We start from the raw sequence: 24,525 nt of genomic DNA, 5'->3' as shown, positions 1-24,525 counted from the left end.
CTCAGCTCCTCATGAGGTCGATAATGCGCATCGTCATGCTGCGCGCCTGCTTCACGACTTCCAGGTTGGCTTCGTAGGTGCGGTTCGCCTCCCTGAGGTCGGCGAGCTCGATCAGGGGATTGACGTTCGGGTACTGGACGTAGCCGGTCTGGTCGGCCGCCGGGTGGCCCGGCTCGTGGACGCGGACGAACGGCTTCTTGTCCCGGGCGATGGACTTGACCTCCACGAGGTCCGCTTCCGCGGCCCGGTCGTACTCGGTCTTGAAGTTGACGACCTTGCGCCGGTAGGGCTCGGCCCCGGCGGTCTCGCCGGTGGACTGGGCGTTGGCGAGGTTTTCCGACACGACCCGGAGCCGGACGGTCTGGGCGCGCAGGCCGTGGGAGGCGATCGACAGGGTGGCGTTGAGCGGATCGAACATGGCCGTCAGGTCCTCGCGGCGAGCAGCATCATCTTGTGGAAGGACCGGACCGTCGCGGTCGCGAGGGACTGGTCGGCGGCGACGTTCACCTGCTTCAGCATCTCCTGCTCCAGCGAGACCGAGTTGCCGGAGGCCGACACGGCCCAGGGATCCGCTTCCTTGGCGATCCCCTGGGCGACCTCGGCCCCGCGGATGTCCATGTGGCGCGGCTGGGTCGCCGTCAGCCGCAGATGGAAGCGCTTCATCTCCTGGTCGAAGGGCTCGATCTCGCGGGCGGCGTAGCCGGGGCTGTTGGCGTTCGCCACGTTGCCGGCGATGGCGGACTGGCGGGTGGAGAGCCAGGACAGCCGGTCGAAGCCGAGCTTGAAGAGGTGGACGGGATCCATCGGTTTGCCTTCGGGTCGTTTCAGATGCGGATGATGCCGGGACGAGCTTGCCCGAGGCTGGCCCGGGGTCTCCGGCCGGTCGCCCCGACAGATCTCCCCGGACGGGCCCGACGGACGAGCTCTGCGGGCGCGATTTCGGGGCGGGTTGATCGACCCGGCATGCGGGCGGCCGGTTCAGGTGAGCGCGGCGGCGAGCTCGCGGTAGGCGTCCTGCGACACCGGGTCGGCGGGGCCCTGGATCAGGGCCTCGTAGATCTTCGGCACGAGCGCGACGGCCTGGTCGAGGTCCGTGTCGGCGCCCGGCGTGTAGCCGCCCATCATCCGCAGGTCGCGGGTGTCCTCGTAGCGCGAGACGAGGCCGCGCAGCCGGCCGGCCAGCTTCAGTTCGTCCGGCGACCGGGCCTTGTGGGACAGGCGCGAGATCGACTTCAACACGTCCACGGCCGGATAGCGGCCGGCCTCGGCGATCGACCGCTCCAGCACGATGTGACCGTCCAGGATGCCCCGGATCGCGTCCGCGATCGGATCGTTGTGGTCGTCGCCGTCCACGAGCACGGAGATCACGGCCGTGATGGAGCCGGCCCCCTTGGCGCCGGGGCCGGCGCGCTCCAGCAACATGGGAAGCTCGGTGAAGACGCTCGGCGGATAGCCGCGGCTCACCGGCGGCTCGCCCGCCGCCAGCGCGACGTCGCGCGCCGCATGGGCGAAGCGGGTGGCCGAATCCAGAATGAGCAGCACCTTCTCGCCGCGGTCGCGGAAGTATTCGGCGATCGCCATGGCCGTGACGGGCGCGAGACGCCGCCGCATCGGGCTCTCGTCCGCGGTGGACACCACGGCGACCGACCGGTCCCGGTGCCGCGACAGGGCCTCCTCGACGAATTCGCGCACCTCGCGGCCGCGCTCGCCCACCAGGGCGACCACGATGGTGTCGAACTCGGCGGCCGCCGCCAGCATGGACAGGAGCGTGGTCTTGCCGACGCCGGAGCCGGCGAAGACGCCGATGCGCTGGCCGGCGCAGATGGGCGTGAAGAGGTCGATCACCCTGACGCCGGTGCGGACCGGCTGATCGACCCGGTCGCGGTGGACGGCCGGCGGCGGCGCGGCCCTGAGCGGGCGGCCGACGGACCCGGCCGCGAGCGGGCCGTCGCCGTCGATCGGGCGCGCGAAGACGTCGATGAGCCGGCCTTTCCAGGACGGGTCCGGGTGGAGGGCGAGCGGGCCGAGCCGTTCCACCACGGAGCCGATCCCGATCTCCACGTCCGTGTCGTAGGGCTTGACCACGGCCGTGCCGGCGTCGATGCGCACCACCTCGCCGGCCACCATCCGGCCGTCGACCGGGCAGCCCACCCGTTCGCCGAGACGCACGAAGCGCGACAGGCCGGCGACCGCGAAGGCGGAGGGGCGGATGTCGGTGACGCGGCCGCTCACGCGGACCGCCGGCTCCGACGCGGTCGCGCCGACCGCGTCGGCGAGGCGGTCGAGGAGGGAGGCGGGCGGCGGGCCGCCGGCCCGATCCGCCGCCGGGCCGTCCGCGCGATCCGCGGCGGTGGCCGTCACGTGGTCGCCCCCAGTTCGCGGACCGCGGTGGTCTCGGTCGATTCCGCCGTCTCCACGGCCTTCGCCGCGGCCTCGAAGGTGCGCTGGACCATGATCATCCGGGTCATCTCCAGGATGGGCACGACGTTCGACTGTTCCAGGTAGCCCTGCTGCACGACCACGTCCCGGCCGTCGAGCACGGGCTCGGCGGGCTTGTCGGAGGTGACGCCGGAGTTGCCGGCGCGGGTGAGGGTGGCGTCCTCCGGCAGGCGGAACAGGCCGAGGCCGCTGACCGGGAGGCCGTTCTGCAGGATCTGGCCCTGCGGCGTGATGGTCGGCGGACCCGCGGCCGGATCGATCTGGATCGGCTGGCCGGATGGGTCGAGCACGGGATGGTCGAGAAGCGTCACCAGACTGCCGTCGTCGCGGAGTCTCAGGCGACCGTCACGGGTGTGGACCCGGCCGTTCGGCGTCTCCACGGCGAACCAGGCGTCGCCGGAGATGGCGACGTCCAGGTCGTTGCCGGTGGCGTTCAGGCCGCCCTGGCTGCGGTCGAGGAAGGTGGTGCCGCCGTCCACGTAGGCGGCGCTGTCTTGGCCGACGCCCTTCATGATCGCCTCGAAGCGGATGGCGTCCGCCTTGAAGCCGACGGTGGTCATGTTGGCGATGTTGTTGGCGATGGTGGCCATGCGCCGGTCCGTCGCCACCTGGGCGGACAGGGCGATGTAGTTGGAGATGCCCATGGGTCACCGGCCTCCGAGCCGAAGGGTCTGGAGCGACAGGAGCAGGCTCTCGGTCGCGGCGGTCTGCTGGTTGGTGAAGAGCGCGACGGCCGGGTTCAGCCCTTGGCCGCCGCCCTGGTCCAGATCGAAGCGGGTGGCGAAGCGCTGCAGGAAGGCGTCGAGCTTCTTCGGATCGCGCTGCAGTTCCGCCGGATTGAACTTCGAGGCGAGCGCCCGGACCTGGGCCTCCAGGTTGGCCGACGCGCTGGAGGCCGGAATCCCGAGGGCGGTGCGGACCACCTTGATGAGCGCCGGCTCGCCGAGGAATTTCATGATGTTGTTGTGCCTGACCTCGGCGTCGGTGCGGTTCGGCACCGAGAGCGGCAGCGACATGTCGGCGATCACGCGGCGGAAGTTGAGGGCGAGCCGGACGCCTTCGTTCTCCGCGCCGACGGTCGCCTCCATGACCTGCCGCTTGTAGGCGGCGACCACCGGCTCGCGCACGGCGGCGAGCCGGGTGGCGTTCTCGCCATAGCCGCGGAAGTCGAAGGCAGCGGCGAGCTTCTGGAACCGGTCGTCCCTCAGCCGCCGGGCGTAGCTGTTCGGGTCCGAGAGGTCGCTCTGCAGCACCTTCCGGATCAGGCCCTTGGAGTTGATCATCTCCTCCAGGCCGAAGGCCTTCATGGCGTAGTTGAAGACCCGGCCGCTCTTCAGGAAGTCCTCGATGGTCCGGACGTTCTCGATGGTGGCGAGATAGTGCTCGGTGTCGCGCCGAACCTTCGGGTCCTCCTCCGTCCGCCGGTCGATCGGCAGGTCCCGCCGCGGCGCCGGGGGCGCCTTCATGGCGGCCTCGTACTTGTTGAGGACGGCCGTCCTGACGGACGTGGCCGACAAGGTGTGGGGGCCGAAGGTCCTGTAGTCGAGCGTCTCGGCGAGACCGAGGAAGCGCCTGTCGGACAAGGTCCGGGCGATCGGCTGCTTGTCCTCGCCGAGCGGGCGCGAGCCCTCGGCGAGGACCTGCGCCAGAAGCGCCTTGGCGTTCCGGGCGTGCTCCAGGTCGAAGGCCTTCAGCACGATCCCGAGCATCCGGTCGTCGGCGAGGAGGTCGTCGACGGTCCGGATGGAGGTGGCCTTGGCCTCGTAATAGGCCCGGTCCGCCTTGATGCGCGCCGCCGTCTCGGCCGCGGTCGGCGGGGGAGCCGCGGCCGCGGCCGCGCGTTTGGCCTGCCGATCGATGTCCTGGAGGATCATCCGGTAGCGCAAGCTGGTGTCGACCATGGGAACGTCCTCTCCGCTTCGGCCGGAAGCTTCGCCCCGAAGCCTTGCGCCGGGCTGGCCGGCCGGGACGGGGTGATCGCTCAAGGTCGGCGCAAGGCTCGCCGCCTAGGGTCCGGTCCGTTCGGTCCGCGTCACGGCCCCGGAGGTGTCTTCCGTGAGCTTCTTCATCGGTCTCATCGTTTCGGTCGGCTCGCTGATCGGCGGCTTCATGGCCATGGGCGGCCATGTGAACGTGCTGATCCAGCCGTTCGAGCTCCTGATCATCGGCGGCGTCGCCGTCGGCATCTTCGTGATGGCCAACTCGACGAAGACGATCCTCGACACCCTCGTGGGGGTCCGGCAGGGGCTCTTCTCCAAGGGGCCCGGCCAGGAAACCTACCTGTCGATCTTTGCCGTCCTCTACACGCTGATGCGGGAGATGAAGGCGAAGGGCCGCAACGAGATCGAGCGGCACATCGAGAACCCTGGCGAGTCGGAGGTGTTCAAGGCCCATCCGAAGGTCCTCGCCGACCGGGAGCTGGTGGCCTTCATCTGCGACTATTTCCGCCTGATCACCATCGGCAACGTGCGGCCGTTCGAGATCGAGGCGCTGATGGACGAGGATATCGCCACCATCACGCGGGAGCAGATGAAGCCCTACAACGCCCTGATGAGCATGGCCGACGGGCTTCCGGCGCTCGGCATCGTGGCGGCGGTCCTCGGCGTCATCAAGGCGATGGGGGCCATCGACCAGTCCCCGGCCGTGCTCGGCTCGCTGATCGCCGCCGCCCTCGTGGGCACCTTCCTCGGCATCTTCCTCAGCTACTCGCTGTGCGCGCCGATCGCCTACAAGATCAAGTACATCCGCGAGAAGAACATCCGGCGCCTCGTGATCGTCAAGCAGACGCTGCTCGCCTTCATGAACGGCGCCGCGCCGCAGACCGCGCTGGAACACGGCCGCAAGATGATCGCGGCGGCGGACCGCCCGTCCATCGACATGGTGGAGGAGAAGTCCGTGAACGCCAGTATCGGCACCACCGCCGAAGCCGCCTGACGCGCGAGGGACAGGATGAACGCCCACATGAACGGACCGGAACGGCTTCTGGACAGCGGCGGGGTCGCGGTCGACCGCCTGCCGATGCTGAACGTGATCTTCGACCGTCTGGCGAGCACGTTCGCGGAATCGCTGCGCCAGCTCTCGGCGACGCCGCCCTACATCTCGGTCAGCTTCATCCGCAACGACCGGATCGGCGACACGCTGGAGCAGTATGAATCGACCGCCATCGTGGCGGTGCTCTACTCGCCCGAGCTCGACGCCCGCATCCTGATGGGGTTCGACCGGGACTTCCTGTTCAGCATGGTGGACGTGCTCCTCGGCGCCGACGGCACCGAGCCGCCCCACGAGGAGGACCGCGCCTTCTCCAACATCGAGCTGCGCCTCGCCAAGGTGCTGTTCGTGGAGGGCGCGCAGTCGTTCCAGTCCGCCTTCAGCGCCATCGTGCCGGTGACCTTCCGGATCGAGCGCATCGAGACGCGCATGGACTTCGCGGTGCTCGGCCGGCGCAACAACCCGGCCGTGGTGGGCAGCCTGCTCCTGCAGGCGCTCGGCCGCGGCGGCGAGCTCTTCGTCCTCATCCCGCAGTCGGTGCTCACCCCGTTCCGCCACGCCCTCGCGCGGGTGACGTCGAGCGAACCCTCCTCGGGTGACCAGAAGTGGGCCCGCCAGTTCCAGACCGAGGTGCAGCGGTCGGCCGTCACGGTCAACGCCATCCTGGAGGAGCTGCCGATGACGCTCGCCGACGTGGCGGCCTTCAAGGTCGGCGACGTGATCGAGCTCAACGCCACGCCGCGCTCCATGGTGCGCCTCGACTGCAACCGGCAGCCGCTGTTCCACTGCCTGCTCGGCCAGGCGGACGGCGCCTACACGCTGCAGGTCGAGGCCACCGCCACGCCGGACGGCATGTCCGTCCTGGACGTGGTCCAGACGCTGCCCTGACCCGCGTCCCAACACCCCGACCGCCCGGAGCCTCCGCCCCATGAAGACGCCAGCCCGTTCCAACCGGACCACCAAGACCGACAGCACCCTCGCCGAGAGCGAGCTTACCGCCGCGGAGCCGGACGTCCGGATGGACCAGCACCTCGGCACCGTGCTCGCCATTCCGGTGGAGATCCAGGTGGTGCTCGGCTCGGCCACCATGCCGGTGGCCCAGCTGATGAAGCTCAACCGCGGCGCGGTCATCCCGCTCAACCACCGGATCGGCGAACTGGTCGACATCACGGTCAACGGGCGCGTGGTGGCGCGCGGCGAGATCGTGGTCGTCGACGACGACAGCTCGCGCTTCGGCGTGTCCCTGACCGAGATCGTCTCTCCGGCCGGCGGTGCCGGGTCGGTCTGAGTCCCGCGTGAAGAAAGGCTGATCCATGTCCAACAAGGCGTCTCTGGCCACTGTCCGCACGCCCCGCCTCGGCGGAGCCGAGAAGGTGGCGGCGCTCCTCCTGGCGATCACGCCGAACGCCGCCGCCCGCATCCTAAAGCGGTTCGACCGGGACGACATCCTGCAGATCTCCCGGTCCGCCACCGAACTCGGCAGCGTGGCGCACCAGGAACTGGACAAGGTGATCGACGAGTTCCTGAGCAAGTTCTCCGATGGCGTGAGCCTGATGGGCAGCGTCGACGGCGTGGAGAAGATGCTGCGCGGCGTGCTGCCCGAGGAAGATCTCAACGAGATCATGTCCGACGTGATGGGCAACTCCAACCGGAGCATCTGGGACCGGATCTCCAACATCTCCGAACAGGTGCTGGCCAACTACCTGAACAAGGAGCACCCGCAGACGGCCGCCTTCATCCTGTCGAAGATCAAGCCCTCGACCGCCGCCAAGATCATGGGCCAGATGCCGGCCGACCGGCGCAACGCCCTGACCCGGCGCATCATCAGCCTGAAGCCGATCGTGGAATCGGTGGTCCGCGAGGCGGAGCGCACGCTCCACGAGGACTTCCTGCTGAACTTCGCCCGCACCAGCGGCTCCGACACCCACGCCCGCATGGCGGACATCCTGAACAAGATGGAGCGGGCGCAGCTGGAGGAGGCGCTCGGCGACCTGGCGCAGGTGCGGCCGAAGTCCGCGGAGGTGCTGAAGGGCCTCCTGTTCACCTTCGACGACATCGTCAAGCTCAACGGCCGCTCGCTCATGCTGGTGTTCGACCAGGTGCCCACGGACCGCCTGGTGCTCGCCCTCAAGGGCACCAACGAGGGCTTCCGCGAGATTGTCCTCGGCTCGCTCACGGCACGGGCCCGGCGCATCGTCCAGGCCGAGCTGGCGACCGGCGCGCCGTCCACCCAGAAGGAGGTGCTGGACGCCAGGCGGGCCATCACCGACCTCGCCCTCGACCTCGGCAGCAAGGGCGTGATCGACCTCAACGCCGAGGACGAGCGCGCCACCTTCTACTGACGACCGACTGACGGCCGCTGCGGCGGCCGGCCGATCGCCGCGGCCGGAAAAGGAGACGGCCGGTGGCCGGATCGGAGGACAAGGACAGCAAGACCGAACAGCCGACCGAGAAGAAGATCTCGGACGCGCTGGAGAAGGGAAACATCCCCGTCTCCAAGGAGGCGGGCGTGGTGGCGGCCCTGGTCGGCCTTGTGCTCTACCTCGTGATGGTGTTCCCGGCGGTGGCGCCCTTGCTGGTGGCCAGCCTCACCGCCGGCTTCGCGTCGGCGGCGGCGCGGCCGCTCGGCACCGGAGGGGACGCGATCGCGGCCCTTTCGGCGCTGGTCCTGCCCCTCGTGGCCGTGCTGGCGCCGCTCTTCGCCATTCTGGCGGTGTGCGGACTCGCCGCCAGCATGGCCCAGAATTCGCCCCGCATGGTCGCCGAGAAGATCCAGCCCGAGCTGTCGCGCATCTCCCTCATCGCCGGCTGGGAGCGGATCTTCGGCCTTCAGGGTCTCGCCGAATTCGGCATCACATGTCTCAAGGTCATCGCCGTCGGCATCGTCGTGGTTGTGCAGCTGCAGGCCGAACAGGACAGGATCATCAGCACCATGCGGACCGATCCCGGCGAACTGCCCGAGCTGATCCTCGTCATCGCGGTGCGCCTGCTCAGCGTGGTGACCGTCGTGACCATCCTGATCATGGTGCTCGACATCATCCGCTCCCGGATGGCCTGGCGGTCGAACCTGAAGATGAGCCACCAGGAGGTGAAGGACGAATTCAAGCAGAGCGAGGGCGACCCGATCCTGAAGGCCCGCCAGCGCTCGATCGCCCGGGACCGGGCCCGGCGCAGGATGATGGACCAGGTGCCGAAGGCGACCGTCGTCATCGCCAACCCGACCCACTTCTCCGTCGCGCTCCGCTACGTGCAGGCGGAGGGCGGCGCTCCGATCGTGCTCGCCAAGGGACAGGACCTGGTCGCCCTCAGGATCCGCGCCATCGCGGAGGAGCACGGCATCCCCATCATCGAGAACGTGGCGCTCGCCCGTTCGCTCTACCGGAGCACCGAGGTCGACCAGATGATCCCGCCTGAATTCTACAGAGCCGTGGCCGAAGTCATCTATCACGTCCATTGCATGAAGGGATCGGACGTCGGCCGGAGGTCGGTCGCCCGATGATCGCGCAGGTCCGAACCGCTCCGGTCTTCGCCTACGAGCGCCACCTGGCGGAAAGCATGGTCGGCGTGCTGGCCGAACTGCGCCAGGTCGACATGGACACCCTGGCGGGGCTGATCTTCGCCCAGTCCCACGCCAACATCGAGGACGTGGTCGTCTCCGCGACCGAGCTCCACTTCCGCGAGCGGGCGGTGACCTACGCCTGGTCGTCCGAACTGGAGGTCGCATGGGGCCGCCCGCCGGTGCTGCACCTGGACCTGGAGTTCCAGCACGCCGGCGTCTTCCTCGCCTTCCGCGCCACGATGGGAACCGTCGACGCGGGCGTTTCGGTGATGGCGCTCATGGTGGACGGCCGTACGGCCGACGGCGGAGACGACCTCGCCCACGTGGTCCGGGCCCTGCACGCGGCCCGTCGGCCGAACGTCCGGGCCTGACCGGTCGCCGCGAGGGTCTTCGGTCCAGATCGGCGCCCGCGCGCGATCCGCGGGATCGCGGCGGCGCGCCCGCCAGCGACGCAAGGCCCCGGACACCTGGACCGCACGGTCGATCCGCTTGGAAAGCCCCGCACAAGCTCGTTCGGGCGAGATGGCGGCAGACAGAACGGAGAACTCTCATGAGCCTCAGCAGCGTCCTGCGCACCGGCGTCTCCGGCATGAACGCCCAGGCCAACAAGCTCGGGACGGTGGCCGACAACATCGCCAACGCGAACACCACCGGCTACAAGCGATCGTCCGTCGAGTTTTCCACGATGGTGTTCGGACAGGGCGGCGGCGACTACGACAGCGGGTCCGTCCGGTCGAACATCATCCGTTCGATCGGCGACGCCGGCTCCATGCGCAGCACCCAGTCGACCACCGACCTCGCCATCGAGGGCGGCGGCTTCTTCGTGGTGCAGGACGAATCCGGCGGCACCTTCCTGACCCGGGCCGGGTCCTTCGTGCCGGATTCCAACGGCAACCTGGTCAACGCGTCGGGCATGAAGCTGCTCGGCTCCGTGCCCGGCGGCACCATGGCGGCCAACAGCACCGCCGGCCTGGTGCCGATCAACCTGTCGCAGGTCAATCTGTCGGCGGTCCCGTCGAGGGCCGGCACCCTGTCGGTGAACCTCAATTCCAACGCGGCCGTGGTCACCACGCCGGCGAGCTCCACCACCGGCACCCCGTCGTTCACCTCCAAGACCTCGCTGGTCGCCTACGACAATCTCGGCAACGCCGTCACCCTGGACGTCTTCTACTCCAAGACCGCGGCGAACACCTGGGAGGTGGCGGTCTTCAACGCGGCCAACCGGCCGACGACCGGCACCCTGCCGTACACCGCGGCGGCGCTCGCGACCGTTTCGCAGACCTTCAACGGCAACGGTCAGATCACCGCCGGCCAGTCCCTGACGGTGGCGGTGCCCGGCGGCGGCAGCCTCGCGCTCGACCTCGGCAACACGACCCAGCTCGCCAAGGAATTCGAGGTCCGGCAGGCCAACGTGGACGGCAACCCGCCCTCCAAGGTGCGCGAGTACAAGATCAACCAGGACGGATTGATCAGCGCCGTCTACGAGAGCGGCACCACGCGCGATCTGTTCCAGATCGCCCTCGGAGACGTGGCGGCGGCCAACAAGCTCTCGGTCTTCAGCGGCAACCTCTACTCGGCCAACCAGGAGTCCGGGGCGGTGCAGGTCGGCCTGCCGCGGACCGGCGGCCTCGGCGCCATCAAGTCCGGCGCGCTCGAACAGTCCAACGTCGATCTCGCCGGCGAACTCACCGAGATGATCGAGTCCCAGCGCAGCTACACGGCGAACTCCAAGGTCTTCCAGACCGGCGCCGACCTCCTGACGGAACTCGTCAACCTGAAGCGCTGACCGCGATCGGAATCCCGCCATGAGCCTCTCGAGCGCCTTCAAGATCGCGACGTCGGCCCTCCTTGCCCGACAGACGGAGATCTCGGTCACGTCGCGCAACATCGCCGGGGCCAACCAGCCCGGCTTCTCGCGGAAGACGGCGCTGCTGTCCACGCTCGTCATGGGCAAGGAGACCGGCGGCGTCCGCGTCGACGGGATCTCCCGGGCGCAGGACGCGGCCCTCTTCGGCGACCTCTCCGCCGCCAAGTCGGCCGATGCGGCCGCCAAGGTTCTGATCGAGAAGCTGGACGCGCTCCGCAACGCCATCGGCGGGCCGCACGACGAGATGTCGCCGGCGGCCCGGCTCGGCGACCTCTTCTCGGCGCTCCAGGCCCAGTCGGCCCGGCCGGGCGACGTGAACAGCGCCCGCGACACGCTGGAGAAGGCCAAGATGCTGGTGCGCTCCCTCAACCAGGCGTCCGCGGCCGCCGACGCCCAGAGGACCGAGGCGGACAGCCAGATGGCGACGTCGGTGGAGCGGATCAACGACCTGCTCCGCCGCTTCGGCGACCTCAACAAGCAGGTTGTCCAGGGCACCATCGCGGGCGCGGACGTGTCGGACGCGCTCGACGCCCGCGACAAGGTCCTGATGGACCTGTCCGCCGAGATCGGCGTGCGCGCCCTCAAGCGCGAGAACAACGACCTCGTGCTCTTCACCGACGGCGGCGCCATGCTGTTCGAGACCGAGCCGCGCACGGTGACCATGGTGCGGACCCATGCCTTCGGGGCGAGCACCGAGGGCGCGGCGGTGCATGTGGACGGGATCCCGGTGACCGGCCCGACGGCCAGGCAGCCGCTGGTCGGCGGCCGCCTTGCCGGCCTCGCCGAGATCCGCGACCGGGCGGCGCCGGGCTTCCAGGCGCAGCTGGACGAGATCGCGCGCGCGCTCGTCGAGACGTTCCGCGAGACCGCCACGGGCCAGACCGCCCAGGCCGGCCTGTTCACCTGGTCGGGCGGACCCGCCGTGCCGGCGCCCGGCGCCCGGTCCGTCGGCATCGCCGGCAGCATCCGGGTGAACGCCGCCGCCGACCCGGACCAGGGCGGGGTGATCGAGCGGATCCGCGACGGCGGGATCGCCGGGACCGCCTATCGGCAGAACACGGCGGGCGCCGCGTCCTATTCCGACCGTCTGCGGTCGCTGATGGACGGCTTCGGGGCCAGCCGCGCCTTCGACCCGGCCGTGGCGTCCACCCCGAACACGACCCTCAACGCCTTCGCGGCCTCCACCGTGTCGTGGCTGGAAGCGAAGCGGAAGGCGGCCAGCGCCACCGCGGACCAGGCGGCAGTGTCGCTGTCCAGGACCGACCAGGCCTATTCCAACCGGACCGGCGTCAATCTCGACGAGGAACTCCAGGCGATGATCGAAATCGAGAAATCCTACGGCGCGTCGGCCAAGCTGCTCGGCGCCGTCGACCGCCTCTACGACGACCTCCTGGCCGTGGTCCGGTGAGCGCCATGACCACCTCCGTCTCCAACCGTTCCATGAGCGAGGCGACGCGCCTCGCCATCGCCCAGCAGACGCGGGCCCTCAACGAGCTGAAGTCCGAGCAGACCACCGGCCGCAAGGCCGACACGGGTCTTTCGCTTGGCAACGACACCGGCGAAGCGGTCTCCCTGCGCCAGGTCGCCAAGGAGCTGGACGCGCGCAAGACCACGAACGCGGTCGTGACGACCCGCCTCGGCGTGGTCCAGGCGTCCCTGAAGACCGCCCTCGACACGGCGGCCAGCCTGCGCTCCGACCTGATCGCCCTGCGCGACGGGCGGTCGATGGCGGCCCTCGGTCCCAAGGCGCAGTCCAGCCTCGCCGAACTGGCGACGTCGCTGAACCAGTCGTTCGACGGCCAGTATCTGTTCGGCGGCATCAACACCGGCGAAGCGCCGTTCTCGTCCTACAAGGGCACCGGCACCACGCCAGAGAGCGCCGTGCTGGCGGCCTTCACGACCGCCTTCCCGGGCGGCCCCGGCGGAACGGCCGCCCGCTCGGCGACGGCGGCCGCCATGACGGCCTTCCTCGACGGCCCCCATGCGGCGCTCTTCGACGATCCGGCCTGGGCGAACACCTGGTCGAGGGCGTCCGACACGGCGCCGACGGCGCGCATCGCCGACGGGCTGGTGGTGCCGACGTCGATGTCGGCCAACGACCAGGCCTTCCGCGATCTGGCCGAGGGCTACGCGATGATCGCCTCCTTCGACGTCACGACCCTGTCCAAGGAGGCCGCGACGGTGCTGATCGACAAGGCGCTCCAGAAGGTGGACGCCGGCATGGAGCGCCTGACCCAGCGCATGGGCGACCTCGGCCGTGCGGAACAGCAGCTGAAGCGCGTGGAGACCGAATTGACGCTGCGCGACCAGATCACGGAGCGGCGCCTCGCCGACCTGGAGGGCGTCGATCCCTACGAGACCGCCGCCAAGCTCTCCGCCACCCAGACGCAGCTGGAAGCCGCCTACCAGATCACCGCGCGCCTGAAGAATCTCAGTCTTCTGTCCTTCCTCCGCTGAGCGAACCGACGACAATCGGACGAGATCCCGACATGTACAGAATCAACTATGCTGAGGCCGTTCAGGAAACCGCCGCGGAAGGCCGCGCCAACGAGCGCAAAGCCTTCGAATTCGTCATCGGCGAGCTGCGGTCGGCGCGCGACCGGGGGCCGAACTCGATCGAGGCCGTCAACGCGATCTACCAGATGCGTCGCCTGTGGGCGATCCTGATCGAGGATCTCGCCACGCCGGAGAACGGCTTCCAGCCCGCCCTCAGGGCTGACCTCATCTCCATCGGCCTCTTCATGCTCAACCACGCCGAGCGGATCCGCCAGGGCGAATCGTCCGACTTCGACGTGCTCATCGATCTCAACCAGATCATCGCCAAGGGGCTCGAATGAAGAAGCCTATCCAGTTGGTCATTCGGGCCGGAGAGCGGTTCTTCGTGAACGGGGCGGTGATCCGCTTTGCCCAGAAGACGCCCATCGAGCTCATGAACGACGCGGTCTTCCTGCTGGAGCAGCACGTGCTCCACGCGGAGGACACCACCACGCCGCTTCGCCAGCTCTACTTCTCCGTCCAGGCGATGCTGATCGATCCGGCCAACCGCCAGCCGGCCGAGACCCTCTATCTCGGCCTCCACACGTCTCTGCTGACCGCGGTGCGATCGCCGGAGCTGCGGGCCGGCCTCCTCGACATCGGCATGCTCGTGTCCGACGGGCGCCTCGTGGACGCCCTGAAGGCCATTCGCGCCCTCTATCCGGTGGAGGCCGCCATCCTGGGCGCTTCGCCGGCCGACCCCATGCCCTCCGGAAAGGAGTTTTCCGATGACTGTTCCAAGCGTGACGCCCGCCGCGGGCGCGTCGCCGCAACCTACTAGGAACCGGACCGACCTCGACTACGACGCGTTCCTGCGCCTCCTGATCGCACAGATGAAGAGCCAGGATCCGATGAACCCCATGGACCCGGCCCAGTCCATGTCGCAGTTCGCGCAATTCTCGCAGGTCGAGCAGAGTATCAAGATCAACAAGAAGCTCGACACCCTGCACAATTCCCTCTCCATCGGCAGCGCCGAAGGCCTGATCGGCCGGATGCTGACCGCGCCGGACGGGACCACCGGGACCGTGACGTCCGTCAAGATCACGGCCGAGGGCCGCTCCGCCAAGCTGGACACCGGCAAGGAAGTCCAGATCACCGACGGAGTGTCGGTGTCGTGACCGAGGGAGACGCGCTCGATCTCATCGGCGAGGCGATCTGGATGGTCATGCTCGGCAGCGGCCCCGCGGTCGCCGCCGCCATGGTGATCGGCATCGTGATCGCGCTCCTGCAGGCGCTGACGCAGATCCAGGAGATGACGCTCACCTTCGTGCCGAAGATCGTGATCGTCCTCGTGGTGTCGGCGCTCACCGGCCCGTTCGTCGGGGCCCACCTGGCGACGTTCACCGACGGGCTCATCAGCCGGATCGAAAGCGGCTTCTGAACCGGCCGCCGCTCGTTCGGCGGCCGCGGACACGGGTGGCGCGCGGGCCATGACGGCGCGGCGCGGGGCGCCGTCGCGGACAGACGCGCGGCGAAGCAACAGGAGACGGAGCCCGGATGACGAACATCACCTCGCCGCTGAAGCCGATCGGCCGTGCGCCGGTCAGCCGGGACATGGGGTTCGCCGTCGGCATCGCGATCATCCTCGGCATTCTCTTCCTGCCCATCCCGCCCATCCTGACGGACATCGGCCTCGCCATCTCGGTCGCCCTTTCGGTGGTGATCCTGATGGTGGCGCTCTGGATCGAGAAGCCGCTGCATTTCTCGTCCTTCCCGACCGTCCTCCTGATCGCCACCATGCTGCGCCTGGCGCTCAACATCGCCACGACCCGACTCATCCTCTCCCACGGCCACGAGGGCACCCACGCGGCCGGCTCGATGATCGAGGGCTTCGCCTACCTGGTCATGAGCGGCGACTTCGTGATCGGCCTGATCATCTTCGTGATCCTGGTCACCGTGAACTTCATCGTGATCACGAAGGGCGCCAGCCGCATCGCCGAGGTGGGGGCGCGCTTCACCCTGGACGCCATCCCGGGCAAGCAGATGGCGATCGACGCGGACCTCGCGGCCGGCACCATCGACGACAAGGAGGCGCAGCTGCGCCGCCGGGAGCTGGAGGAGGAGAGCGCCTTCTTCGGCGCCATGGACGGCGCCTCCAAGTTCGTGCGCGGCGACGCCATCGCGGGCCTCATCATCACGTCCGTCAACGTCTTCGGCGGCATCGTCATCGGCGCCACCCGCCACGACATGCCGCTTTCGGAGGCGGCGGACGTCTACGTCAAGCTCTCGGTCGGCGACGGCCTCGTCACCCAGATCCCGGCGCTCATCGTGTCGCTCGCGGCCGGCCTCCTGGTCTCCAAGGGCGGCACCCAGGGCGCCACCAACGCGGCGGTCATCGGCCAGATCAGCGCCCAGCCGCGGGCGCTGACGCTCGCCGGCTTCCTGCTCCTCGTCATCGCGGTGGTGCCGGGCCTGCCCTTCCTGCCCTTCGCGCTCCTCTCCGCGCTGCTCCTCGGGGTCGGCATCGCGATCCCGCGCAAGGAGGCGGCCCGGCGCGCCGCCATGGAGGTGGTGCGGCAGCAGGAGGAGGAGCAGGCCAAGCTCGCCGGCCGCGACAGCGTCAAGGACACCCTGCGCACCGCCGAGATCGAGCTCGTGCTCGGCAAGCAGCTGGCCGTCAGCATGCTGTCGAGCCATTCGGACCTCGCCCACCGGGTCAGCCGCATGCGGCGCAAGTTCGCCGAGCAGTATGGCTTCGTGGTGCCGGAGGTTCGGCTCTCCGACAACATCGCCATCGACCCGAAGAGCTACCAGATCCGCATCCACGGCACGGTTGTGGCGAGCCACGCGCTCAGGATCGGCGACCTGCTGGTGCTGGCGGACGGCGACAGCCCGCCGGACGTGCCGGTGGACGAGACCCGCGAGCCGGCCTACGGCATGAAGGCCTGGTGGGTGGCCGGCAACTATCAGGCGGAGCTGAAGCGGCAGAGCGTCTCCGGCATCGACAACATGTCGGTCATGCTCACCCACCTCAGCGAGACCGTCCGCAACAACCTGCCGCAGCTTCTCTCCTACAAGGACATGCGGGCGCTCCTCGACCGGCTCGACCCGGAGTACAAGCGGCTGGTCGACGACATCTGCCCGTCGAACATCTCCTTCTCGGGCCTGCAGGGCATCCTGAAGCGGCTGCTCTCCGAGCGGGTCTCCGTGCGCAACCTCGGCCTCATCCTGGAGGCGATCGCCGAGATCGTGCCGCACGTGCGCCGGGCCGAGCAGATCGTCGAGCACGTTCGGCTGCGCATGAGCCAGCAGATCTGCGGCGACATCTCCGAGGGCGGCGTCCTCAAGGTGCTGCGGCTCGGGCCGCGGTGGGATCTCGTCTTCCACCAGAGCCTGAAGCGGGACGGCGCCGGCGACGTGGTGGAGTTCGACGTGGATCCGCAGCTGGTGGAGCAGTTCGCCACCGCGGTGTCGGCGGCGGTGCGCGAGCGGCTCACCCTCGGCAAGCGCTTCGCCCTTCTGGTGACGCCCGACGCGCGGCCCTACGTGCGCATGCTGGTGGAGCGCATGTTCCCCACCCTGCCGGTGCTGAGCCACGCGGAGATCGCCAAGGGCGTCGAAGTGGAGACCCTGGGGTCGCTGTCGTGACGCCCCGCGCCGGAGCGTGACCCCATGGCGGAGACGGTGCCGGCCCTCATCCTGTCGGTCTTCCTCCTGTTCTGCCGGATCGGCGCCTGCCTGATGGTGCTGCCCGGGGTGGGCAGCGCGCGGGTGCCGACGCAGGTTCGGCTCTTCCTGGCGTTCGGCGTCACCCTGGCGCTCGCGCCCGGCCTCGTTCCGCTGGTGCTGCCGGTGGTGAGGGCGGAGGGCGAGACCGATTTCCTGGCGCTCGTTGCCGTGGAGGTGGTGGTCGGCCTCCTGATCGGCACCGTCGGACGGTCGCTCCTGGCGGCCCTCCAGGCGCTCGCGACGGCGACGAACTCCTTCCTCGGCATCGCGGCCATGCCCGGGGCGCCGGTGGAGGACACCGAGGCGGCGCCCGCGCTGGTGACGCTGATCACGCTCTTCTCCGTGCTCCTCCTGTTCCTGACGGACCTTCACCTGGAGATCCTGCGCGGCCTCTGGGCGAGCTACGCGACCGTTCCGGTCGGAACCGGCTACCCGGCGGGTTCGGGGCTCGACTGGCTGGTGGACAGGATCAGCCAAGCCTTCCTGACCGCCCTGCAGGTGACCAGCCCCTACATGCTCTACGGCTTCCTGGTGAACCTCGGCACCGGGCTCGTGAACAAGATGATGCCCGCGCTGCCGGTGTTCTTCATCGCCCAGCCGTTCGTGATGCTCGGCGGGTTCATCCTCCTCATGACCACGCTCGGGGCGGTGGTGGCCGTCTACGGCGAGGTCTTCTCCGCCTGGCTCGCCTTCGGCTGAGCGGCGCCCCGTACCCATTTCGAAAGACGCACCATGGCAGACGACCTTCGGCGCATCGAACGGCTCTTGAGAGTGCAGCGGGAGATCCGCAAGCGCGCGGACTGGCAGCTGGCGCGCGCCTCGGCGGCGAGCGCCTCCCTCTCGGCCGACCGGCAACGGCTGCTGACGGCGCTGTCGGAGGCGGACGCGGCCCACGCGGACCTGATCGTCACCCTGGCGGCCACGCGGCTGACCCGGCTCGACGTCTCGATCGCCACCGCCGCGAAGACGGAGGCCGAGGCGGCGCAGGCGGCCAGGGCGGAGACCGGACGGGCGGACGCGCTGGAGCGCCGGCACCGGACGCTCGCCCGCCGGGAGGCGGACCAGGCGGAGCGTCGCACGCTGATGGACATCGGCGAGGCCGCCGCCGGCCGGACCGACGACAGCCTCGGATAAGGTCGTCCGCCTAGGGTTTCGCAAGGTGCTCTTCCGAAGGACGAGAGGTTCTGATGCCGATCAATCCCGTGTCGGATCTGGTGCTCGACGTGGCGCGGGCGGCGGATCCCGTCCGCAGCCGGGCCGCCGTGGCGCGGCTCGCGGAGGCCGCAGGGCCGACCTCCTCCTTCGCGTCGGCCCTTCAGGGCGCCGCGTCGACCCTCGACCGGACCGCGACCGCCTTCCTCGACGAGAATGGCGACGTCCCCGAGGAGCCCGGCCGCGCCGCCGGCGGCGCGGACCTGCGCCCCGACGTCCTCGACCAGCTCGCCGTCCTCAAGTCCCAGACGCGGGTGGACCAGCCCATCCTCAGTCCCGAGCAGCGGTTCGAATCCTTCATCGTCCGCTCCAGCGTGGAGACCATGATGGCGGGCGAAGGCGACGCTCTCTTCGGCGACAAGGTGTCCGGGCCGGTCTGGCGGTCCATGCTGGCCGACAAGATCGCCGACGCGGTCGCCAAGCGCGGCTCCCTCGGCATCGGCGACCTCGTCCGGCGCCTGGGAGAGACCGCATGACGCCTGCCGGTCTTTCGGCCGAGGCCGCCGTGGCGGCCGATCCCCTGGCGGCGGCGCTCGCCCGCGCGGAGGACGTGGTCGGGCGGGAGATCGCGGCGCTGCGGTCCGGCGATCCGCTCGATCTTTCCGAGACCACCTTCCGCAAGAGCCAGATCTATCTGGACCTCGTGCGCCTCGGCCGCGAGGCGGCCCTGGCGCGGCCGACGCCGGATCTCGCCCGGCGTCTCGACGCCCTGAGGACCCTCATCGCCGAGGACGTGGCGCTCCTCGCCCTCCACATGGACGCGGTGCGGCGGATCTCCGACATCATCACCGACGCGGTTCGGCAGGACACGTCCGACGGAACCTACAGCGTGACCGGCGCGCCGGCCGGGAGGGCCTGATGAACACCACCGTGCTGGCGACGATCTGGATCTGTCTGGTGATGGTGGCGTCGGGTTTCGCCGGCACCATCTGGTTCCTCGACAAGGCCACCAAGAGCGACGACGCCTACCTGGACGTGCTGGAGTACGAGAAGACCGACACCATCTATGTGCCGGTGATCCGGCAGAGCCGGATCCGGGGCTATGTCCTCCTCCAGCTCGTCTTCACGGCCGACGCCAGCGTGCTGCACCGCATGAAGGTGGACCCGAAGCCCTATGTGACGGACTTCGCCTTCCGGTTGATCTACGCGGACGACGCACTCGACTTCGAGAAGATGAGAAAGACCGATCTCGGCGCCCTCACCGCCAAGGTGCGCGACGCGGTGAACGAGCGGTTCGGGACCAGGATCGTCCACGACGTGCTGGTGGAGCAGTTCGGCTATCGCCGCCCGGAAGAGCTGGCGAGCTGACGGGCGGCCCGCTGCGGAGCGCCGGCCGGCGCGCTTGATAAGCCGGCATCCCCATGCCTATTGTCGCTCGGCGGCCCGGCGTGGCGTCGTCCGGCCCCGGTCGCGTGCCGTGCCCTCGTTCCGTGGCACGGGCTGTCGACCGGCCTGGCCAATCCTCAAGAAGCACCATGTCACGACGGCGCCAGACCCCCGACGACAGCGACGACATGGCGGCGGGTTTCGCCGAGGTGATGGCCGACCTGCTTCTGATCGACTTCCATCTGATGAAGGGCCATGTGCTCCGCCGCGAGCACGGCAACATCGCCGACCTGGTCGAGAGCGCGGCGGAACTCGTGTTCCCGGCCGGCACCGTCGCCTATGCGGGCGAATGCGCGCTGGTGTCGACGGACGGGGGCGACCGGGTGCGCCTGACCGTCGCCTTCCGGCACGAGGGGCTCGGCGCCGACCTCGGCTTCGACATCGGCCCCGAGGAGGGGCGCGTCCATCTGCTGGCGATCCGATCGGCCGGGGACGGGCGGACGGACGGCGAAAGGCTGGACGATCTGCGCGCCGCCATCCGGGACTGCCGCGTGAACGGCTCCAGGGCCGCGCGCCGCAACTGACGGGAACCGGACGCCCCGCGTGACGGGGACCGAAGGTCCCACGTTACGGGGACCGAAGGTCCCGTGTGACGGGGACTGAAGGTCCCGCGTGATGGGGACCGGCCGCCGCCTTTGGTGAACGTGGACGCGGGGGGCGTGGGGCCCGCGCGGCCGCTCAGGCGTCCGTCGTCAGCGTGTAGCCCAGATAGCGGCGGGAATCGATGAGGTCCACGCCGGCGGCCTGCTTCAGCTTCTTGCGCAGCTTGCTGATGTGGCTCTCGATCACGTCCTCGTCCACGTCCTCGCTGAGGACGCCGTAGACGTTGTTGAAGATCTGCGTCTTGCTCACGCGCCGGCCCACGTTGCGGGCGAGATACTCCAGGATGCGGCGCTCGCGCCTGGGCAGCGGCATCGCCTCGCCGTGGACCTCCGGGTCGCGGCCGTCGAAGAAGACCTTGAGGACGCCGATGTCGGTGCCCTCCTGCCGGGTGGCGGCGACGGAGCGGCGGTGGATGGCGCCGACGCGCGCCTGCAGTTCGGCCACATGGACGGGCTTGCGCACCACGTCGTCGACGCCGGCGGCGAAAAGCTCCAGCGTCTCCTCCAGCGAGGGGGCCTCGATGAGGGCGATGATGGGGGCGGTGCTGCCCTGCACGCGGATCTGCCTCGGCCATCGGGCGCGCTGGTCGCCGTTGCCGATGAAGAAGGCGTCCACCGCGAAGATGTCGGAATCCGACGCGGAGCGGATCCAGTCCGAGAAGGACCCCGGATCCAGGCCGAGCGCCGAGATGCCGGCCTTTTCAAAGCCGGACGAATAGACCGTCGTGACGAGCTGGCGGTTGTCGACGATGACATACATGGGATTGGGCCTCGAAGGACTTGCCTGAGCTGGCGCCGGTGTGCTGATCGCCGTGTCTGTGGCGGATCATCCGGAGACGGCGAGCGGTTGCGGGGTGGCGCTGCGGGCGTCGGCGACCGCGACGGCCGTCGCGGGGGCGGGCGCCGCCGGTCTGCCGGGCGGCGGTGTCGCCGGTCTTTCCGGTGGCGGCGCGTCTTTGGCCGGCCACGGCTGGTCGGGGCCGAGCGCCGTCTTGATCCAACGGCCGGTGCTCGGCGCGTCCGGCACCGGCGCGGGCGGCGGCACGGCGTCCGGCCCGGCCGCCGCGCCCTCCGCGGACGGGGGCGGGACGTGCGGCCGGCTCCGCAGGTCGACCAGCCGGGAGCGGGCGACCGCATGGCCGGCCTTCGCGGCGCGGCGGTACCAGACCTCGGCCTTCGCCCGGTCCGGGGCGGTGCCGGCCGCCGCCAGGATGTCGCCGAGGCGGACCATGGAATCGGTGTCGCCGCGGGCGGCGGCCTGGCGCAGGTGGAGCGCGGCGGCGGCGGGATCCGGCTCGCATCCGTCGCCGTCGAGGGTCATGATGCCGAGGTAGCGCAGGCCCTGGACGTTGCCCTGGGTCGCCGCCGCCTCGAAGTGGCGCCGGGCGGCGTCGTGGTCGACCGCGATGCCGAGGCCGTAGAGGAACTGCAGGCCGAGCGACAGGTGCGCCGCGCCGCTTCCCTTGTCGGCGGCGGACGTGAACCAGCGCCGCGCCGCCTGGTGGTCGGCGGCGCCGACCTGGCCGCTGGACAGCAGCGAACCGAGGCCGACGGACGCCTTGGCGTGCCCCTTGGAGGCCGCCTCGTGATACCAGAGCACCGCCTCGTAGGGCTCCGCCGGCCCGCCGACGCCGGTGGCTAGCAGGTAGCCGAGGGTCGCCTGGGCCTCGATGTCGCCGGCCTCGGCCGCGGAGCGCACCAGGATGCGGGCCCGGCGCGGGTCGCGCTCCAGGCTCGCCCCGTGGGGGAAGAGGACCGCCATGGCGTCGGTCGCGGGCACGGCCGTCCGGCCGGCGGTCGAGCCCGACAGGAGCAGGGCGGCCAGCTTGCGGCAGGCCTCCGGCGACCCCGCGTCCACCGCGCGCTGCAGCCAGTGGGCCGCGTCCGCCGGATTGGCGAGGGTGCCGTCGCCCGTCTCGTAGCGCTGGGCGAGATCCAGCATCGCCTCCACGTGGCCGGCCTCGGCGGCGGCCAGCACCCGGCGCAGCCGCAGCCGGGGCTCCGCGTCCGCCACGACGCCGGTGGCGGGGTCCGGCGAGAAGACGGGCGTGTCGGACCCGGCGGGCGTGGCGCCCCGGCGCCTCGATAGCAGCTTGGTGATCAAGACCGGGCTCCTTGTCTGAGGCGGTGGGGCGGCGCGGCCACGACCGGCTCGACGAGGCGTCCGCCCTCGAGCCTCATCCGGCGGTCGCATCGGTCGACCACGTCCGGGTCGACCGACAGCAGGAGAACGGTGCGCTGGCGCGCCCGGGCGGCGAGCGCGGCGAACACCAGGTCGCGGCTGCCGGCGTCGAGCCCGTCGAGGGCGCCGTCAATCAGGATCAGCCGCGCGTCCGAGGCGAGCGCGCCGGCAAGGGTGACGAGAACGCGTTCGCCGCGCGAGAGCGCCGGCTCCAGGTCCGCCTGCAGGCCGTCGGGGCCGAGCGGCAGCCGGTTGGCGAGCCGGCCGACGCCGAGCGCCTTCAGCGCCTCCCTGAGGGCCGCCTCGTCGGCCTCGGGCAACGCGCCGCCGGCGGCGAGGGCGCCGGGCAGTCCGTCCGCCTCGGCCGACACGATCGCCAGGGTGGCGGCCCAGTGTTCCGGGTCGACCGCCCTCAGGTCGACGCCGTCCACCTCGATCCGGCCGCCATAGTCCCGGATGCGGCGGCCCAGGATGCGCGCGATGGTGCTCTTGCCGGCTCCCGGGGCGCCGAGGACGCCGGTCATGGTTCCGGCCGGGAACTCCGCGACCAGTCCGTCGAGAACGACGTCCTCCGGGCCGTCCCAGCCGGTCCTGACCGCCCGGAGGACGAGGCCGCGATCGACCGTCGGCCGGTGCATCGAGCGGCGGCCGGCGGCCGCGAGGGCGGTGTTCGCGGCGGCTCCGGACCGGACGATGGCCAGGAGGTCCGCGAAGGCGGCGGCCGATCCGGCCACCCGGCCGAAGGGAAGCGCCGTGGCGGCCGCCAGGAGGCAGAGGGCGGCCGCAAACCCCGCCGCCGACAGCGGCAGGATGTTGTCCGCCGTCCCGATCAACGCCACCGCGCCCACCGCCGTCAAGGGAGCCAGGAGGGCGAGGCCGGCCGACGGGACGCCGGCCGGCGCGTCCGGGCGGGCGGCCGGGCCGGCGACCTGCCACAAGCGGCGGGCGGGGCCGGTGTTCCGCGCCGACGGGACCCAGGAGGCCTGGGTCGGGAGGGCGGAGAGCATGTCCTCCACGGTCCGCCGGCGGCGGTCGCCGTGCCGGCGGAGCGCCTCGGCGGCCCGGATCGCGCGCCACCCGGTCCAGGCGCCGAGGCCGGCGCCGACGGTGAGGGCGATCGCGGCGGCCGGATGGATCACCCCGACCGCGCCGATCACGATGGGCGAGGCGGCGGCCTCCGCCGTGGTGGAGGCCACCGAACGGGCGTTCGTCTCGAAGGTCTCGTCCAGGTCGCGCAGCTTGCGCGCCATGTCCCGCGCCTGGTCGGGCGCGTCGAGCGCCGTGTCGAGGAGCGTGGACCGGGCGTTGTCGGCGAGGAGGGCGGCCTCGCCGAGCACGGCCCGGTCCGCCACATGGGCGAGAACCGCGCCGACCGCCGCCGCCGTGAGCGCCGCCCCGGCGAGGGCGAGCGGAACCGTTTCGAAGCCGTGGACCGCCGAATCCACCATCCAGCCGACCGCGCCGGCGCCGGCGAGGACGATCAGCGCGCGGGCGGCGCCGGCCGCCGCGACGGAGCGGCCGAGCGGGCTCGCCAGGGCGGCCGCGACGTCGGAGCGGCCGCTCCGGTGGGGCGTCTCGCCGACCGGCCGGACCCGCAGGACAGCGCCGTCCCAGCCGCCGAGGAGGCGCAGCTCGTCCACCTCGACAGGGGGCGCTTCCGCGGCGAACGGGTCGGTCAGCATCAGCGCGACGGTGCCGCGACTGGCGACCGCCTGCTCGGCCACCAGGCAGTCGCCGGTCTTCAGCACCAGGATCGCCGGGAAGCCGTGCCGGCCCGCCGCGACCGCCGCGAAGGTGGCGGCCACGGGCTCCACCGTGTGGCCGGCCGCTTTCGCCGGCGTCTCGATCCGGTCGCGGTAGCCGCTCGCGCGCGGCCTGGGGGCCGGCAGGCCCGGCAGGACGATCCGCAGGGCCGCGGCCGCGGAGTCGAGGTTGAGCCCGGAGATCACGAAGGACGTCTCCCTTGCAGGTCGGCCTTGATTCGGCATAAATGCTTATTGCAGTGTAAGAACTGCTTAAGAATGGTTAACGAAGGGTTAACGCATCCATCTCCGCCCCACGGAGCGCCCGGTTGCAGGACCGGCCC

At 70.5% G+C, this 24,525-nt stretch carries 28 protein-coding genes; 20 read left to right on the top strand and 8 right to left on the bottom strand.

Features of this window, described 5'->3' with window-relative positions; translation table 11 throughout:
- Position 1: 1 nt before the first annotated feature.
- The 5 genes from flgC to HND91_RS01580 all read right to left on the bottom strand — a co-directional run bounded on the left by flgC (position 2) and on the right by HND91_RS01580 (position 4,340).
- On the bottom strand, positions 2-418 hold the full coding sequence (gene flgC / locus HND91_RS01600; RefSeq protein ID WP_181704763.1) for a flagellar basal body rod protein FlgC: 417 nt from the start codon (positions 416-418) through the stop codon (positions 2-4).
- Positions 419-423: 5 nt separating this feature from the next.
- Positions 424-804: a flagellar basal body rod protein FlgB gene (gene flgB / locus HND91_RS01595; RefSeq protein WP_181704762.1), complete on the bottom strand. Its 381-nt coding sequence runs from the start codon at positions 802-804 to the stop codon at positions 424-426.
- A 174-nt stretch (positions 805-978) separates the two neighbouring features.
- Positions 979-2,361 carry a flagellar protein export ATPase FliI gene (fliI, locus tag HND91_RS01590; RefSeq protein ID WP_181704761.1) on the bottom strand — a complete coding sequence of 461 codons (1,383 nt, stop codon included), beginning with the start codon at positions 2,359-2,361 and terminating at the stop codon, positions 979-981.
- Positions 2,358-3,083, bottom strand: a complete 726-nt coding sequence (flgF, locus tag HND91_RS01585; protein WP_181704760.1) for a flagellar basal-body rod protein FlgF — start codon at positions 3,081-3,083, stop codon at positions 2,358-2,360. Before flgF ends, fliI begins: the two co-directional genes overlap by 4 nt.
- A gap of 3 nt (positions 3,084-3,086) precedes the next feature.
- A complete protein-coding gene (locus tag HND91_RS01580) occupies positions 3,087-4,340 on the bottom strand; it encodes a DUF1217 domain-containing protein (protein WP_181704759.1) in 1,254 nt (417 codons plus the stop codon).
- Between the two features lie 154 nt (positions 4,341-4,494).
- Between HND91_RS01580 and motA the strand changes: the two genes are divergently transcribed.
- The 20 genes from motA (at position 4,495) to HND91_RS01480 (ending at position 20,179) form a co-directional block, all read left to right on the top strand.
- Entirely contained in the window at positions 4,495-5,373 is an 879-nt protein-coding gene (gene motA, locus HND91_RS01575; RefSeq protein WP_181704758.1) for a flagellar motor stator protein MotA, read from the top strand.
- A 27-nt stretch (positions 5,374-5,400) separates the two neighbouring features.
- Complete coding sequence (locus tag HND91_RS01570) at positions 5,401-6,315, top strand: flagellar motor switch protein FliM (RefSeq protein ID WP_246329240.1); 915 nt, start codon at positions 5,401-5,403, stop codon at positions 6,313-6,315.
- Positions 6,316-6,445: 130 nt separating this feature from the next.
- Complete coding sequence (gene fliN / locus HND91_RS01565; protein WP_246329274.1) at positions 6,446-6,715, top strand: flagellar motor switch protein FliN; 270 nt, start codon at positions 6,446-6,448, stop codon at positions 6,713-6,715.
- Between the two features lie 25 nt (positions 6,716-6,740).
- Entirely contained in the window at positions 6,741-7,769 is a 1,029-nt protein-coding gene (locus HND91_RS01560) for a flagellar motor switch protein FliG (RefSeq protein ID WP_181704755.1), read from the top strand.
- Positions 7,770-7,831: 62 nt separating this feature from the next.
- Entirely contained in the window at positions 7,832-8,926 is a 1,095-nt protein-coding gene (flhB, locus tag HND91_RS01555; RefSeq protein ID WP_181704754.1) for a flagellar biosynthesis protein FlhB, read from the top strand.
- Entirely contained in the window at positions 8,923-9,357 is a 435-nt protein-coding gene (locus tag HND91_RS01550) for a hypothetical protein (protein ID WP_181704753.1), read from the top strand. The genes flhB and HND91_RS01550 overlap by 4 nt, the downstream gene beginning before the upstream one ends.
- A 179-nt stretch (positions 9,358-9,536) precedes the next feature.
- Entirely contained in the window at positions 9,537-10,772 is a 1,236-nt protein-coding gene (locus tag HND91_RS01545; RefSeq protein WP_181704752.1) for a flagellar hook protein FlgE, read from the top strand.
- Positions 10,773-10,791: 19 nt separating this feature from the next.
- On the top strand, positions 10,792-12,261 hold the full coding sequence (flgK, locus tag HND91_RS01540; RefSeq protein ID WP_181704751.1) for a flagellar hook-associated protein FlgK: 1,470 nt from the start codon (positions 10,792-10,794) through the stop codon (positions 12,259-12,261).
- Positions 12,262-12,266: 5 nt separating this feature from the next.
- The gene (locus HND91_RS01535) at positions 12,267-13,310 is read left to right on the top strand and encodes a flagellar hook-associated family protein (protein ID WP_181704750.1); all 1,044 of its coding nucleotides are present in this window, start codon (positions 12,267-12,269) and stop codon (positions 13,308-13,310) included.
- A 32-nt stretch (positions 13,311-13,342) separates the two neighbouring features.
- Entirely contained in the window at positions 13,343-13,690 is a 348-nt protein-coding gene (gene flaF / locus HND91_RS01530; RefSeq protein WP_181704749.1) for a flagellar biosynthesis regulator FlaF, read from the top strand.
- Complete coding sequence (gene flbT / locus HND91_RS01525; RefSeq protein WP_181704748.1) at positions 13,687-14,169, top strand: flagellar biosynthesis repressor FlbT; 483 nt, start codon at positions 13,687-13,689, stop codon at positions 14,167-14,169. The genes flaF and flbT overlap by 4 nt, the downstream gene beginning before the upstream one ends.
- Positions 14,117-14,506 (top strand): flagellar hook assembly protein FlgD, encoded by a 390-nt coding sequence (flgD, locus tag HND91_RS01520; protein WP_181704747.1) that lies wholly within the window; start codon positions 14,117-14,119, stop codon positions 14,504-14,506. The genes flbT and flgD overlap by 53 nt, the downstream gene beginning before the upstream one ends.
- Positions 14,503-14,769 (top strand): flagellar biosynthesis protein FliQ, encoded by a 267-nt coding sequence (gene fliQ / locus HND91_RS01515; protein WP_181704746.1) that lies wholly within the window; start codon positions 14,503-14,505, stop codon positions 14,767-14,769. Before flgD ends, fliQ begins: the two co-directional genes overlap by 4 nt.
- 116 nt (positions 14,770-14,885) lie before the next feature.
- On the top strand, positions 14,886-16,976 hold the full coding sequence (gene flhA, locus HND91_RS01510) for a flagellar biosynthesis protein FlhA (RefSeq protein WP_181704745.1): 2,091 nt from the start codon (positions 14,886-14,888) through the stop codon (positions 16,974-16,976).
- Between the two features lie 24 nt (positions 16,977-17,000).
- Positions 17,001-17,756, top strand: coding sequence for a flagellar biosynthetic protein FliR (locus HND91_RS01505; protein WP_181704744.1), 756 nt, complete (start codon positions 17,001-17,003; stop codon positions 17,754-17,756).
- Between the two features lie 33 nt (positions 17,757-17,789).
- Positions 17,790-18,191, top strand: a complete 402-nt coding sequence (locus tag HND91_RS01500; protein WP_181704743.1) for a hypothetical protein — start codon at positions 17,790-17,792, stop codon at positions 18,189-18,191.
- Positions 18,192-18,244: 53 nt separating this feature from the next.
- Entirely contained in the window at positions 18,245-18,745 is a 501-nt protein-coding gene (locus HND91_RS01495) for a rod-binding protein (RefSeq protein WP_181704742.1), read from the top strand.
- Positions 18,742-19,128 (top strand): flagellar protein FlgN, encoded by a 387-nt coding sequence (locus HND91_RS01490; RefSeq protein ID WP_181704741.1) that lies wholly within the window; start codon positions 18,742-18,744, stop codon positions 19,126-19,128. Before HND91_RS01495 ends, HND91_RS01490 begins: the two co-directional genes overlap by 4 nt.
- Positions 19,128-19,577, top strand: coding sequence for a hypothetical protein (locus HND91_RS01485; protein WP_181704740.1), 450 nt, complete (start codon positions 19,128-19,130; stop codon positions 19,575-19,577). Before HND91_RS01490 ends, HND91_RS01485 begins: the two co-directional genes overlap by 1 nt.
- A 167-nt stretch (positions 19,578-19,744) precedes the next feature.
- Positions 19,745-20,179 (top strand): hypothetical protein, encoded by a 435-nt coding sequence (locus tag HND91_RS01480; protein WP_181704739.1) that lies wholly within the window; start codon positions 19,745-19,747, stop codon positions 20,177-20,179.
- Positions 20,180-20,333: 154 nt separating this feature from the next.
- Here the strand turns inward: HND91_RS01480 and HND91_RS01475 are convergent, their stop codons facing one another.
- The 3 genes from HND91_RS01475 to HND91_RS23160 form a co-directional block, all read right to left on the bottom strand.
- Positions 20,334-21,017 (bottom strand): response regulator transcription factor, encoded by a 684-nt coding sequence (locus HND91_RS01475; protein WP_181704738.1) that lies wholly within the window; start codon positions 21,015-21,017, stop codon positions 20,334-20,336.
- A 66-nt stretch (positions 21,018-21,083) separates the two neighbouring features.
- Positions 21,084-22,361 carry an SEL1-like repeat protein gene (locus tag HND91_RS01470; RefSeq protein ID WP_181704737.1) on the bottom strand — a complete coding sequence of 426 codons (1,278 nt, stop codon included), beginning with the start codon at positions 22,359-22,361 and terminating at the stop codon, positions 21,084-21,086.
- The gene (locus HND91_RS23160; RefSeq protein ID WP_181704736.1) at positions 22,358-24,388 is read right to left on the bottom strand and encodes an ATP-binding cassette domain-containing protein; all 2,031 of its coding nucleotides are present in this window, start codon (positions 24,386-24,388) and stop codon (positions 22,358-22,360) included. The genes HND91_RS01470 and HND91_RS23160 overlap by 4 nt, the downstream gene beginning before the upstream one ends.
- Between the last annotated feature and the right edge of the window lie 137 nt (positions 24,389-24,525).

It is taken from the genome of Chthonobacter rhizosphaerae (genome assembly GCF_013839525.1).
GTDB classification, from domain to species: Bacteria; Pseudomonadota; Alphaproteobacteria; order Rhizobiales; family Pleomorphomonadaceae; genus Chthonobacter; species Chthonobacter rhizosphaerae.
Note: the sequence above shows the minus strand (reverse complement) of the source record. Positions and strands in the feature narration are given on the sequence as shown.

Coding starts and splice junctions, on each gene's coding strand:
- flgC (WP_181704763.1), bottom strand. CDS start 418: ATGTTCGATCCGCTCAACGCCACCCTGTCGATCGCCTCCCACGGCCTG.
- flgB (WP_181704762.1), bottom strand. CDS start 804: ATGGATCCCGTCCACCTCTTCAAGCTCGGCTTCGACCGGCTGTCCTGG.
- flgF (WP_181704760.1), bottom strand. CDS start 3,083: ATGGGCATCTCCAACTACATCGCCCTGTCCGCCCAGGTGGCGACGGAC.
- HND91_RS01580 (WP_181704759.1), bottom strand. CDS start 4,340: ATGGTCGACACCAGCTTGCGCTACCGGATGATCCTCCAGGACATCGAT.
- HND91_RS01570 (WP_246329240.1), top strand. CDS start 5,401: ATGAACGGACCGGAACGGCTTCTGGACAGCGGCGGGGTCGCGGTCGAC.
- fliN (WP_246329274.1), top strand. CDS start 6,446: ATGGACCAGCACCTCGGCACCGTGCTCGCCATTCCGGTGGAGATCCAG.
- HND91_RS01560 (WP_181704755.1), top strand. CDS start 6,741: ATGTCCAACAAGGCGTCTCTGGCCACTGTCCGCACGCCCCGCCTCGGC.
- HND91_RS01550 (WP_181704753.1), top strand. CDS start 8,923: ATGATCGCGCAGGTCCGAACCGCTCCGGTCTTCGCCTACGAGCGCCAC.
- HND91_RS01545 (WP_181704752.1), top strand. CDS start 9,537: ATGAGCCTCAGCAGCGTCCTGCGCACCGGCGTCTCCGGCATGAACGCC.
- flgK (WP_181704751.1), top strand. CDS start 10,792: ATGAGCCTCTCGAGCGCCTTCAAGATCGCGACGTCGGCCCTCCTTGCC.
- HND91_RS01535 (WP_181704750.1), top strand. CDS start 12,267: ATGACCACCTCCGTCTCCAACCGTTCCATGAGCGAGGCGACGCGCCTC.
- flaF (WP_181704749.1), top strand. CDS start 13,343: ATGTACAGAATCAACTATGCTGAGGCCGTTCAGGAAACCGCCGCGGAA.
- flbT (WP_181704748.1), top strand. CDS start 13,687: ATGAAGAAGCCTATCCAGTTGGTCATTCGGGCCGGAGAGCGGTTCTTC.
- flgD (WP_181704747.1), top strand. CDS start 14,117: ATGACTGTTCCAAGCGTGACGCCCGCCGCGGGCGCGTCGCCGCAACCT.
- flhA (WP_181704745.1), top strand. CDS start 14,886: ATGACGAACATCACCTCGCCGCTGAAGCCGATCGGCCGTGCGCCGGTC.
- HND91_RS01505 (WP_181704744.1), top strand. CDS start 17,001: ATGGCGGAGACGGTGCCGGCCCTCATCCTGTCGGTCTTCCTCCTGTTC.
- HND91_RS01500 (WP_181704743.1), top strand. CDS start 17,790: ATGGCAGACGACCTTCGGCGCATCGAACGGCTCTTGAGAGTGCAGCGG.
- HND91_RS01495 (WP_181704742.1), top strand. CDS start 18,245: ATGCCGATCAATCCCGTGTCGGATCTGGTGCTCGACGTGGCGCGGGCG.
- HND91_RS01490 (WP_181704741.1), top strand. CDS start 18,742: ATGACGCCTGCCGGTCTTTCGGCCGAGGCCGCCGTGGCGGCCGATCCC.
- HND91_RS01485 (WP_181704740.1), top strand. CDS start 19,128: ATGAACACCACCGTGCTGGCGACGATCTGGATCTGTCTGGTGATGGTG.
- HND91_RS01480 (WP_181704739.1), top strand. CDS start 19,745: ATGTCACGACGGCGCCAGACCCCCGACGACAGCGACGACATGGCGGCG.
- HND91_RS01475 (WP_181704738.1), bottom strand. CDS start 21,017: ATGTATGTCATCGTCGACAACCGCCAGCTCGTCACGACGGTCTATTCG.